Origin of the sequence: Heliomicrobium gestii (assembly GCF_009877435.1) — a bacterium.
Taxonomy (GTDB): Bacteria; Bacillota; Desulfitobacteriia; order Heliobacteriales; family Heliobacteriaceae; genus Heliomicrobium; species Heliomicrobium gestii.
Genome location: NZ_WXEX01000002.1, coordinates 198,396 through 210,639, shown reverse-complemented (window position 1 = coordinate 210,639; position 12,244 = coordinate 198,396). Strand labels below are relative to the sequence as shown.

Annotated in this window: 11 protein-coding genes; 9 read left to right on the top strand and 2 right to left on the bottom strand. The window is 58.5% G+C overall.

From position 1 onward, the window contains the following. Window positions 1-104 precede the first annotated feature (104 nt). The 4 genes from GTO89_RS02960 to mdh all read left to right on the top strand — a co-directional run bounded on the left by GTO89_RS02960 (window position 105) and on the right by mdh (window position 4,395). Window positions 105-1,019, top strand: coding sequence for an amidase domain-containing protein (locus GTO89_RS02960; protein ID WP_161260582.1), 915 nt, complete (start codon window positions 105-107; stop codon window positions 1,017-1,019). A 307-nt stretch (window positions 1,020-1,326) separates the two neighbouring features. Then, entirely contained in the window at window positions 1,327-2,079 is a 753-nt protein-coding gene (locus GTO89_RS02955) for a PIG-L deacetylase family protein (RefSeq protein WP_161260581.1), read from the top strand. 78 nt (window positions 2,080-2,157) lie between these two features. Further along, window positions 2,158-3,405 (top strand): isocitrate dehydrogenase (NADP(+)), encoded by a 1,248-nt coding sequence (gene icd, locus GTO89_RS02950; protein ID WP_161260580.1) that lies wholly within the window; start codon window positions 2,158-2,160, stop codon window positions 3,403-3,405. Window positions 3,406-3,465: 60 nt separating this feature from the next. Next, entirely contained in the window at window positions 3,466-4,395 is a 930-nt protein-coding gene (gene mdh, locus GTO89_RS02945; protein ID WP_161260579.1) for a malate dehydrogenase, read from the top strand. Between the two features lie 267 nt (window positions 4,396-4,662). Here mdh and GTO89_RS02940 read toward each other — a convergent pair whose 3' ends face one another. After that, a complete protein-coding gene (locus GTO89_RS02940; RefSeq protein ID WP_161260578.1) occupies window positions 4,663-5,430 on the bottom strand; it encodes a helix-turn-helix transcriptional regulator in 768 nt (255 codons plus the stop codon). 339 nt (window positions 5,431-5,769) lie between these two features. Here GTO89_RS02940 and GTO89_RS02935 point away from each other — a divergent pair, with 339 nt between their 5' ends. Then, complete coding sequence (locus tag GTO89_RS02935; RefSeq protein ID WP_161260577.1) at window positions 5,770-6,687, top strand: MerR family transcriptional regulator; 918 nt, start codon at window positions 5,770-5,772, stop codon at window positions 6,685-6,687. Window positions 6,688-6,980: 293 nt separating this feature from the next. Here GTO89_RS02935 and GTO89_RS02930 read toward each other — a convergent pair whose 3' ends face one another. Further along, a complete protein-coding gene (locus GTO89_RS02930; protein ID WP_161260576.1) occupies window positions 6,981-7,607 on the bottom strand; it encodes a hypothetical protein in 627 nt (208 codons plus the stop codon). A gap of 294 nt (window positions 7,608-7,901) precedes the next feature. Between GTO89_RS02930 and GTO89_RS02925 the strand changes: the two genes are divergently transcribed. The 4 genes from GTO89_RS02925 to GTO89_RS02910 all read left to right on the top strand — a co-directional run bounded on the left by GTO89_RS02925 (window position 7,902) and on the right by GTO89_RS02910 (window position 12,182). After that, window positions 7,902-9,017, top strand: a complete 1,116-nt coding sequence (locus GTO89_RS02925) for a hydrogenase small subunit (RefSeq protein WP_161260575.1) — start codon at window positions 7,902-7,904, stop codon at window positions 9,015-9,017. Between the two features lie 6 nt (window positions 9,018-9,023). Further along, window positions 9,024-10,760: a nickel-dependent hydrogenase large subunit gene (locus GTO89_RS02920; RefSeq protein ID WP_161260574.1), complete on the top strand. Its 1,737-nt coding sequence runs from the start codon at window positions 9,024-9,026 to the stop codon at window positions 10,758-10,760. A 12-nt stretch (window positions 10,761-10,772) separates the two neighbouring features. Beyond that, window positions 10,773-11,474, top strand: coding sequence for a Ni/Fe-hydrogenase, b-type cytochrome subunit (gene cybH, locus GTO89_RS02915; protein WP_161260573.1), 702 nt, complete (start codon window positions 10,773-10,775; stop codon window positions 11,472-11,474). Window positions 11,475-11,678: 204 nt separating this feature from the next. Continuing rightward, the gene (locus GTO89_RS02910; RefSeq protein ID WP_161260572.1) at window positions 11,679-12,182 is read left to right on the top strand and encodes a HyaD/HybD family hydrogenase maturation endopeptidase; all 504 of its coding nucleotides are present in this window, start codon (window positions 11,679-11,681) and stop codon (window positions 12,180-12,182) included. The last annotated feature ends 62 nt before the right edge of the window (window positions 12,183-12,244 follow it).

Sequence of the window (12,244 nt, the reverse complement as noted above, 5' to 3'; positions counted from 1 at the left end):
GGCTGCGCTGTGCCTTCAACTGCGCATGATCACTCTTTTCCCGCATACATTGGAGTGCGATGCGAAGCTTCGCCGCTCGAACGATGAGAAGGGGAGGGAGCGCTTTGGAAGAAAGGGTGACAGGCAACCGCCGGCCCAGAACAGAGCAGCGCCTCGACGCTGTCGCGTCTTGGGAACAGCTTTACCGAACGCGGCGTCTCCAGGAGGTGGAACGGGTCGTCGCCTTGGCCATGGAGCGCGAAGGGCGCATTTTTCGGCGCGACCACCTCGAGTCGGTCGCCTTTGTCCTGGAACAGGCCAGCCAGTGGGAACAGCCGCCCCACATACAGGAACTCTTTGACGAGTACCTGCACCGGGCGTTGCTGATGGTTGGCGATTCGCCCACCGTTGCCCCGTTGAAGACGGCCCTGACCCAGCACCTTGGCTGCGCCCCCGCCACCGATTCGGAAGTGAACGCCCTTGTGGCCGGCTACAACCGCGAGGCGGCCGTCGCCTATGCGAATCGCTATTACAAAAACCACAACCCCCGCTATCCCGATTTCAACAGCCGTCCCGGCCGCGGCGGCAACTGCGCCAACTTCATCTCCCAGTGCCTCTATGCCGGCGGGATGCCCTGGGTGCTCGGGCCGCCGGAGCGCTTCACCTGGACACGCTACTGGTGGTGCAAACCCGGCGCCACCGACCGCGACGGTGATCAAAGGATCACGCTGAGTTGGAAGGTGACCGTCGCCTTTCGCAACCACTGGTCCGGACGGGTGGCCCGCTTTTCCACCCACAGCGCCGCCGCCATGCTGAACGACTGGAGCCGGTGGTTCAATCGGCTGCGGCTCGGCGATTTCATTCAGTTGGCCTACGCCAACGGCGCCCCCTACCACACCCTCATCTTAGTCGCCAAGGTAGGCAACGACATCGCCCTCGCCTCCCAGAGCGATGACGCCAATGACCAGTCCATGCGCGGCATCCTGGAGAGCGTGCAGAAAAAAGGGGAGCGCGTGCTCGTGTACGAGATGGGAGACTAAAAGAACGGGGCAGTCAGAACAGGGCGGTCAAACACAGTGAAGAGCGATGGCTGTTCACTTTTTTGTTAAATCAAGATTATGATGAGTGAATTAGCAGGAGATTATCGAATTTTGTCGAATAGCGCAAGTAATTTTTGGAACAATATTGGTCTGACAACCAGACACCGACGTATGTATACTTTGACTTTTTGCCATATGTGGAATAGTATAGGGTACGATGGAGAAGGACCACGCGCGATGCCATGCGCCGCCAATCGTCAGGAACGCTGGGTGCGATAGCGCTGCAGCACGGGAGTGAGGAACAGTTTTGAATAAGGAAGAACAGTTTGCAGGCAAGACGCTGATGGCGATTCTGGCGCACCCCGATGACGAATCCTTCGGGATGGGCGGAACCTTGGCGCGTTACAAAGCCCTGGGGGCCCGGACGGTGCTCGTCTGCGCGACCCGCGGCGAAGCGGGCAAATGCGGCGATCCGCCGCTCTGCGAGCCGGCCGACCTGGGCAGCGTGCGCGAGGAGGAGACCCGCCGGGCTTGCGCCGTCCTGCAGGTGGACGAACTGCATTTTCTCGATTACCGCGATCAGGATACGAACATCGCTCCGCCGGCGGAGATCGTCGATAAAATCGTGGCCCTGATTTGGCGATATCAGCCCGACAGCATTGTGACCTTTGGCCCCGATGGCCTGTCTGGGCACAAAGACCACACCACCATGGGCCACTATGCGACGATGGCTTATCTGCTCAGCGGCAGCAAAGCCCAGTTCTATTTTCTCTGTCTTCATCCCGGCATCGTCGCCCGGATGGGGCGGGGGTTTGCCCGTCCCAGCGAGCAGATCCATACGGCCGTGCCGGTGCGGGACTACCTGCAGCAGAAGCGCGACGCCGTCTTTTGCCACCAAACGCAGATCGGATCGATCCGGCGCATCGGTTATCTCAGCGAGCCTTCCCCCATCGACGATCCGGATTTGGATCAACTGCGTTCCTTTGAGTACTATCATCAAGTCTTCCCCTTGCGGCCGCTCCGGCAGGCCGGCGAGGCGATGACGCAGGAACTTTTCTAGCACAAAAAAGGAATGCGTAGCGCGCAGAAAGAATGTTTGTCTGTTGGACAAACACCATTAGGGAGGGTCGGATTCAATATGGCAGAGTACAAATACGCAAAGGTTCCGGCGACAGGGGAGACCATCGGCTTCGCCGAAGGGAAACTGCAAGTGCCGGATCAGCCCATCATCCCTTTCATCGAAGGCGACGGCACCGGTCCCGATATCTGGCGCGCCTCGCAGGCCGTCTTTGACGCCGCTGTGGAAAAAGCCTACGGCGGCCAAAAGCGCATCGCCTGGATGGAGGTCTATGCCGGCGAAAAGGCCAAAAACAACGTTGACACCTGGCTGCCCGACGAAACCGTTGAAGCCTTCAAAGAGTTCCGCGTCGGCATCAAGGGTCCCCTGACGACGCCTGTCGGCGGCGGCTTTCGTTCGCTGAACGTCACCCTGCGTCAGGTCATGGACCTCTACGCCTGCGTCCGCCCGGTGCGCTACTTCAACGGCGTGCCGAGCCCTGTCAAGGCGCCGGAAAAGGTTGACATGGTCATCTTCCGGGAAAACACGGAAGACGTCTATGCCGGTCTTGAATGGAAGGCCGGTTCGGCGGAAGCCCAGAAGGCCGCCGAGTTCTTCCGCAACGAATTGGGCGTCAAGATCCTCAGAGAGGGCACCGCCCTCGGCTTAAAACCCATGTCCGAGTTCGGCTGCAAGCGCCTGATCCGCAAAGCCATCCAATACGCCATCGACAACAAGCGCAAGAGTGTCACCCTCGTCCACAAGGGCAACATCATGAAATTCACCGAAGGCGCCTTCAAGGACTGGGGCTACGAACTGGCGGCAGCCGAGTTCGCCGAACTAACCATCACTGAGGCGGCGCTCTGGGACAATTACGGCGGCAACGTCCCCGAAGGCAAGATCGTCATCAAGGACCGCATCGCCGATAACATGTTCCAGCAGATCCTGCTCCGCCCTGACGAATACGATGTCATCGCCACGACCAACCTCAACGGCGACTACCTCTCCGACGCCTTGGCCGCACAGGTCGGCGGTCTGGGGATGGCGCCCGGCGGCAACCTCTCCGACGCCTACGCCGTCTTCGAAGCCACCCACGGCACGGCGCCCAAGTATGCCGGACTGGATAAAGTCAACCCCGGATCGGTCATCCTATCCGGTGTAATGATGCTCGAACACCTCGGTTGGCAAGAAGCGGCCGACCGGATCGTCAAGGGCCTCCAAAAGGCCATCGAGGACAAAGTTGTCACCTATGACCTGGCCCGTCAGATCGCCGGCGCCAGGGAAGTGAAGGCGTCAGAATTCGCCCAGGCGGTCATCGAACGGATGTAAGCGCGACGGGCGAGAAAAACATACATGGCTGGATCAGCCAGGAAGGGGAATCATTTAGGTATGGCACGCAAGAAGATTACCATCATCGGTGCAGGCAACGTCGGCGCCACCGCCGCCCACTGGGCAGCTTCCAAAGAACTGGGGGACATCGTGCTCCTTGACATCATGGAAGGGATCCCCCAAGGCAAAGGTCTTGACCTGATGGAAGCCTCCCCCGTCGAAGGGTTTGACTGCAACATCCTCGGCACCAACAACTACGCCGACACGGCCAACTCCGACGTCATCGTCATCACCGCCGGTATCGCCCGCAAACCGGGCATGAGCCGTGACGACCTGATCGCCACCAACACCAAAATCGTCGCCGATTGCGCCAAGAAAGCGGCCGAGCAATCGCCCAATTCGATCATCATCATCGTCTCCAACCCCCTCGACGCCATGACCTACGTGGCGCAAAAAGCCTCCGGCTTCCCGACCAACCGCGTCTTCGGCATGTCCGGCATCCTGGACGCCGCCCGCTTCAAGACCTTCATCGCCATGGAGATGGGCTGCTCTGTCAAGGACGTATCGACCATCCTCCTCGGCGGCCATGGCGACGACATGGTGCCCCTGCCCAGCTACACCTTTATCGGCGGCATCCCCATCCGGCAACTGCTGCCCGAAGAAAAGATTCAGGCCATGGTTGACCGCGCCCGCAAAGGCGGCGCTGAGATCGTGGGCTACCTGAAGACCGGCTCGGCCTACTATGCTCCCTCCGCCTCGGTTATCCAGATGGTCGGAGCCATCCTGAAAGACCAGAAGCGCGTCCTGCCTGTCGCCGCCTACCTGAACGGCGAATATGGCTATGAAGGCATCTACACCAGCGTGCCCGTCATGCTCGGCGCCAACGGTGTGGAAAAGGTCTTCGAGATCGAACTGACCGATGAGGAGAAACTGCTCCTGGCGAAGTCCGTCGATTCCGTGAAGAGCCTGATCAAAGTCACGGGTATGTAACCGTTGGGGTGTAAACCCCGCGATTGTTACGGCGCCAACTGAATAGACTCCGGAATGGATTGACGTAACGCTTTCGACAGAAATGGACCAGTTCCGGGATAGGAACTGGTCCATTTTTCTCGTTGTTTCTTGTTATGATCGTCTTTCGAATTCACTATCACTTTGGATTTCCTAGGTTGTCCAGAATGCCGGAATTGTGAGATTCTTCGCGGCGACAGGGGCGCCTATCGCCGATTGTGGAAACGCTTTCATCCTGCTGGGGATCTCTTATGCGCCCACTTCCTCGCCCACAGCTTCGCTTTGACTGCCGGGATGCACGCCGATCTCGCAGCAGGCGTCCCCCAAGGCTTGGCACGATAGGGACGCCAAGACGGCCGGCTCGAAGAGCGTCTCCCAGACACCGCTCAGGATGGCGCGGTGCAGGGGACAGGTCAGGTGATGGCGACGCTCCGCCGATTCCCGGAAGGGACAATTGCGCAGGCGGATGATCGCGCCGGTTTCGTTGCGCGTGACGGCAGAGATCGCCAGCGATTCGATGGTGAGCATCGCGTCGAAGGCGCCCTCCGGGCTCGCGTTGCCATGGGTCGCGCCAGCGGCGTTGCCGGTGGAAGCGGAACTGCTGCCGGCGGAACTGTTTGACTGGAGCCCTTGCGCCAGCCGCACCCCGTGGGCGCGCCCCACCTTGTTCAACGCCGCCATACCGGCGGCCCCGACTTCGTCGAGGGCATCCAGCGTGAGGTCGCAGAGCAACTGGTACTCGCGGGGCGGAAAGTGGAGTGTAATCGCCTTTTTGCGCAGGGAATAAACCCGCCCCGGCCGTCCTGGCATGGACTGGTGATCCCAACCCGATTCGAGCAGCCCGATCTCTTCCAACTTCGACAGATGCAAACGGGCGACGTTCGGGTGAATGGAGAATTCCTGGGCGATCTCCTTGACCGTGCAGGTCGCGTTTGGGTGGTTGACAATATATTGATAGATAGAGAAACGAGTTCTGTCGGCAAAAACAGAACTGACCTTTTGAGCATCCTCGAACACAGCATCACCTCATCCGTTATGGCTTTAACCCCGATCCATCGTCAGAAATTCGCCTGCGATAGCTTATATTATTACCATTTTTATTATAAGAGACATATCTATCCGCCGAAAGGCGACAGATACATTTTTCGCAGACGCTTTTAGGGGTATGCGGGTCAATGGTCGGACTTGAAAAAAGTGCCGCTGGCGACAAACTTTTTCCATACCCTATTATTGCTTGATACAAAGAGAAAATCATAGTATGATCATGCTAGATAGAGAAGTATTTTAATACAAATTACTTGTAATAACCTTCACGAGTGTACTAAAGAGACGAGGTCGTGTAAAGGAGTGCCCGCCATGAGTACAAAGGATCACGGCTTTTACAACATCAAAGCAGTGGAGAAGATGACCGGCGTAGCCGCCGGGACCCTTCGCGTGTGGGAACACCGGTATCAGGTCATCCAGCCGGATCGCAACAAGGCGGGATACCGGGTGTACTCCCAAGAGGACGTGCAGACCATCCAGTGGTTGGCCCAGCAGGTCAAAAACGGCGTGACCATCGGACAGGCCGTCAAGATGCTGCACCAGCACGATGTCCTGCGTCCCATCAGCCCGCTGGTGGACACCGGCAAAGATGCCCTCGGTGAACTCCATCGTCGCATCGTCCTGGCCCTTGACGATTATGACGAGCAAAAGGCGAGCGCCGCCATGGAGGAGGCCTTGAGTCTCTTCAGCATGGAGCGCGTCGCTGTGGAACTGATCCTGCCCATCCTGCAGGAACTGGGTGAACGCTGGGCGCGCCGCGAGCTTTCCGTCGCCCACGAGCACTTTGCCTCCAACTTCTTCCGTGCCCGCTTGGCCGCCATGCTCTGCGCCCTGCCGGCCAACCGCGACCTGCCCCTTGTCCTGGCCGCTTGCGTCTCCGGCGAGCACCATGACCTGGGCCTGCTGATCTTCTCGATCTACCTGCGCCGTCGTGGGTTCCGCGTCATCTACCTGGGTCAGGATCTGCCCACCGATGACCTCTACGAGGTGGTCGGTGAACTGCGCCCGCGCATTGTCTCCCTCTCCGTCGGATCGCGGTTGCTGGTGCCCGAAGTGCTCCTGATTCACGATCAACTCAAAGACATGTCCAAACGGGGCGCCTTCCCGATGCGCGTTTGCATCGGCGGACGCGGCCTCGATTACGACATGGAAGCGCAGGAACACTTAAAAGGCGCCTATGTGGCCGGGTCCATTGAGTCCTGGGACAATTGGCTCCGGGCCCTTGACTGATAGGAGTAAACCACCATCTCAGATGAACGAGAAAAGCGCTGCAGGGGTAAAACCCAGTGGCGTTTTTTTTCGCGAATAGGGAGTGCTGTTGAGAACGAGGCAGGAGAGTGGAGGTAAGAATGTTTGAAAATAAAAACAATAATGATATAATGTGGAGTGTAGGCGACGCTGGAGGTGAATCAGTCTGTGAACGGACGGAGCCAGCCGTTGATTCTCGTCATTATACCAGATAGCGAGTGAGGAAGTGCGTCAGGGTGGTCGAAGGACCACCCTGTTTCTCGTAATGGGTGAAGTCACACGCCGTCTTCTGCTGGTCGATGGCATTCGGCGCGCCAACCTGTGGGCGTTTGTCGCAGATAGACACTGACGTTGATCGAATCTCTTCCATTATCCGAGGGGGCGCCGGCGCCGTTTTCGCTCTGATAGGCCTCGGTGGTGCCCGACACAACGGCTGTGTCCGCCGATGGGTGAGAAACGGTGACATCCTTCGCCAGAAAAAGCAGAGAGGGACCTTCGGAGTAAAAGCCCCAGGGGAGTTCAGGCATGGCGCGAGATCCTTCCTCCCAGACCGTGTCGATGGACTCTGACGTCCAGTAGGGTGCCAACAGACGCGACAAATCGTTTTTGGCGGCGATGGAAACGGGGGTCAGCCCCTGGTGACGAAGCCAGTCCGGATTTTGGACGAAGAGGGCCGTTGCCATTTGCTTGTCCGCTTCCAGGGCGAAGGTGATCAGCCGGTGGTCGTCCCAGTCGGCGGTATCCACTTCAATGGATGGAGAGGGAGCGTTTTGGGCAGGCGAACGTGGCAGCGACTCCGCCGGAAGGGGCCCTCTGTCTGAAACAGCGCTTCCGGCAGTCGGCGACAGGGACAGGAAAAGGAAAGCAAGCAATAAGAGCGGTAGTAAGTGAAGACGCCCCACATGATTTTCCTCCTTTTTCCATTTAAAAGGTATATATTCCTGACCACGCTGAATTATGCCGGTTGGGCCTGTATTGTTGGGAAACTGAAGCATTTCATGAATTGCGGAGTGAATATATTCATTTTCTTAATAGGGGTATTCTACTTGTCACCTTGTAAAAGCTTCGGTTATGATATGACAAAGCGATGTAGAGTTCTAGCAGTCGCGCTTTTTTAGTCAAGCGAACAGAGAAGCAGTTTTTTCTGTTCGCTTTCGGTTTTTTCTGAAAAATTGGAAAATCAGGGGTGAAAGTTAATGGCAAAAGAGGAAACTTATTACCAGTACCTGGAGCGCCGCGGCGTCAGCCGGCGGGACTTCCTCAAGTTTTGCACGGTCATGGCGGCTTCTCTCGGATTGAGCGCCGGATCGGTTCCCAAAATTGCCGAGGCCTTAGAGACGAAGAAACGTATCCCCGTTATCTGGCGTCATTTGGTCGAATGCACCTGCTGCACCGAATCGTTCATCCGCTCTCACCACCCCATTGCCGCTGATATCCTGCTGAACATGATCTCCCTCGACTATGACGAGACCCTGATGGTCGCTGCGGGCGAGCGAGCCGAAGAGGCTGCCCGCAAAAGCATGGAAGAGAACAAGGGCAACTACATCCTGGCCGTCGAGGGGGCCGTCTCGACGAAAGATGGCGGCATCTACTGCGTCCTGGGGGGCCGATCCTCCGTTGAGATCCTCAAAGAAGAAGCCAAGAACGCCAAGGCGATCATCGCTTGGGGTTCCTGCGCCGTCAACGGCTGCATCGCCGCCGCCAACCCCAACCCTTCCGGCTCCGTTCCGGTGCAGGAGATCATCAAGGACAAACCCATCATCAACGTGCCGGGCTGCCCCCCCATCGCCGAGGTGATGGCTGGCGTGATCACCCACCTGCTCACCTTCGATCGCCTGCCGGAACTGGACCGCGAAGGCCGGCCCAAAGCCTTCTACGGCCATCGCATTCATGACAAGTGTAACCGCCGCGCCTATTTCGATGCGGGGATGTTTGTGGAATCCTTTGACGACGAAGGGGCCAAGCAGGGCTGGTGCCTCTACAAGGTCGGCTGCAAAGGGCCGAACACCTACAACTCCTGCGCCAACATGCAGTGGAACGGCGGTGTCAGCTATGACATCAAGTCCGGCCACCCCTGTATTGGCTGCTCGGAGAAAGGGTTCTGGGACAACACGGGCGGCGAGTCCTTCTACACCCACCTGGCCGAAGTGCCGGGCATGCACATCGGTATGAATGTCGATAAGTTTGGTGTTGCCGCTGTCGGGGCCGCCGCTGTGGGCGCCGCCGTGCACGCCGGCTTCTCCGCCTTTACCAAAAAGGCTCAAGACAAGGCGGCCAAAGGCGGCAGCGACAAAGATTCTCTGGGAGGTTGAACATAAATGGCAGAACGCATCGTCGTCGACCCTGTCACACGGATTGAAGGCCACCTGCGTGTGGAAGCCAAGGTAGAGGGCGGCAAGATCGTCGACGCCGTCAGCGCCGGCACCATGATCCGCGGCCTTGAGATCATCCTGCGTGACCGCGATCCCCGGGACGCCTGGGCGCTCGTCCAGCGCATCTGCGGCGTCTGCACCACCATCCACGCCCTTGCCTCGGTGCGTTCCGTCGAGGACGCCCTCAAGATCCGCATCCCCAAAAACGCCGAACTGATCCGCAACATCATGTTTACCGCCCTTTATGTCCACGACCATGTGGTTCACTTCTATCACCTGCACGCCCCCGACTGGGTGGACATCCCGAACGCACTGAAAGCCGACCCGGCTGCCACGGCCCAACTGGCTCAGAGCATCTCCCGCTGGCCCAAGTCGACGGCCGGCTATTTCAAAGATGTGCAGACCAAGCTGAAGACTTTTGTTGACAGCGGCCAGCTGGGCATCTTCGCCAACGCCTACTGGGGCCATCCAGCCTACAAACTGCCGCCGGAAGCCAACCTGATGGCGGTCGCCCACTACCTGGAGGCCCTCTCCTGGCAGAAGGAGATCGTCAAGATCCACACCATCTTCGGCGGCAAGAACCCTCACCCCAACTATGTTGTGGGCGGCATGACCGCGCCCATCGACATCAACAGCGACAACGCCGTCAACATCGAGCGCTTCAACATGATCGGCAAGCTCATCGACGAGGCCATGGAGTTTGTCGAGCAGGTGTATGTTCCGGACCTGCTGGCCATCGCCTCCTTCTACAAGGACTCGGCGGCCTACGGCGGCGGCGTGGGCAACTTCCTCTGCTACGGCGACCTGCCCACCACCCACATCAATGACCCCTCGGGCTTCCTCTTCCCGCGCGGCGTCATCCTCAACAAAAACCTCGGCGAGGTCCTTGACGTGGATCCCCGCGATCCCGAGCAGATCCTGGAATACACGGACCACTCCTGGTACAAAAACTCCAAGAGCGGCCTGCACCCATGGGAAGGCGAGACCAACATCAACTACACCGGTCCCAAGCCGCCCTACAAGACCCTCGACGAATCGGGCGCCTTTAATCAGGCCTACTCGTGGCTCAAATCGCCGCGCTGGCGGGAAAAGTCCGTCGAAGTGGGTCCCCTGGCCCGCATGCTCGTCGCCTATGCCAAAAAGGATTGCAAGGCCCATGACCTCGTCAAGAGCGAAGTCGACAAGGTCCTCGGCGGTCTCGGCGTCGGTCCCGAAGCCCTCTTCTCCACCCTCGGCCGGACGGCGGCCCGCGGCATCGAGACGAAGCTCTGCGCCACCTGGCTGAAGCAGTTTTTCAACGAATTGGTCGCCAATGTCAAGAACGGCGATCAGACCACCTTCAACAAAGAGCGCTGGGAACCGTCGACCTGGGAGAAGGATTGCAAGGGTGTCGGCATCGCCGAAGCGCCCCGCGGCGCCCTGGGCCACTGGAGCCATATTCAAAACGGCAAAATCGCCAACTACCAGTGTGTCGTCCCGACGACTTGGAACGGCTCGCCGAAAGACCACAAAAACCAGCGCGGCGCCATCGAAGCCGCCCTTATCGGCACGCCCCTGGCCAAGCCGGAGGAACCGGTCGAACTGTTGCGGACCATTCACTCCTTCGACCCCTGTTTGGCCTGCGCCGCTCACCTGACCGACACGGAGAACCAGGAGATCACCACGATCGATGTCTTGCGGTAAGGAGGTAGGGCCATGGAAGCTATGAAATCGGGCCTGCGCTGCTTGCAGACAGTCTATGTGTGGGAACTGCCGGTTCGGTTCTACCACTGGGTGAACGCCCTCTGCATCGTCATCCTGATGGCGACAGGTCTTTACATCGGCAACCCCGTCCTCAAGCCGATGGCCGTCAACGGCGAGGCGACGACCGTCTTTTGGATGGGCAAATCCTTTATGTGGCACATCGCCGCCGGCTATGTCTTCATCGCCGCCTACCACTTTCGCCTGTATTGGGCCTTCGTGGGCAACGAATACGCCCGCAGCCACCACTGGCCCTGGCAGAAGGAGTTCTGGCTCGAGTTTTTCGATGTACTCCTCAGCTACCTCTTTCTGAAACATCACCACGATGAACACCTGGGCCATAACCCGGTGGCCAACCTGGCCTACTTCGGCTTTATTATGGTCGGTTCGGTCTTCATGTCGATCACCGGTCTGGCCATGTACGGCGAACTCCACCCCAACGGTCTGGTCGGCAGCGCTTTCGGCTGGGTCTTCACCCTGCTGGGGCAGAGCTTCACCGTTCACATGATGCACCGAATGATGGCATGGGGGATCGTGGCCTTTGTCATCGTCCACCTCTACCTGTCGATCCGCCACGACATGTTCGCCCGCAACGGCACCCTCTCGTCCATGGTCAGCGGTTATAAGTTTGACTGCCACGACAACGGCAACGCCTAAGCGGCTGGTCTACTCCTTTTTGGCTTTCCGTTGCGTTACGGGGGTCTGTAAGGAAGACCGCGTTAGCAATGATTGCACATAGGCAAACCAAGTTCCGAATGCTACAATAGGGAACAATAACGCTGTGATTATGTTGTTTGGGGTGACCTGCGCCATTGCGGCGTTTCGGTTGCCCCGCCGTTCTTCTGGCAGAAAGGGGCATCGATGGAAAAAAAGCAAGATAAAGAAAGAAAGATCATTATCATGGGCCTCGGCAATCTCCTCTTTACCGATGAGGGCCTCGGTGTTCACGCCATTCGCCGGATGGAAGCCGGCTATGATTTCGCGCCCGAAGTGGAGTTGATCGACGGCGGGACGCTTGGTCTCTTGCTGTTGGATCACCTGGAAGAGGCGAGCCACTTTCTCTGCATTGACGCCGTGAACGCCGGCAAAGCGCCCGGTACCCTTGTCCGCTTGGAAAAGGAACAACTGCCCAGTTACCTGGGGGTAAAGATGTCCCAGCACCAGATGGGCTTTCAGGAGGTGCTGGCCCTGGCTAACCTGCGCGGGACGCTGCCCGCCGAGATGGTCCTCATCGGCGTCCAACCGGAAAGCCTGGAGTGGGGAACAGAACTGTCACCGACCGTAGCCGCCGTTCTGCCCGGTGTGATCGAGGCGGCGCTGGAACAACTGGTGCACTGGGGCCTTCCGGCGACGCCGAAGCCATAAAACACAGATTGATCACATCCCATAACAGGCGATAACGCTTGGAAATGGCGGGAGGGACGCCT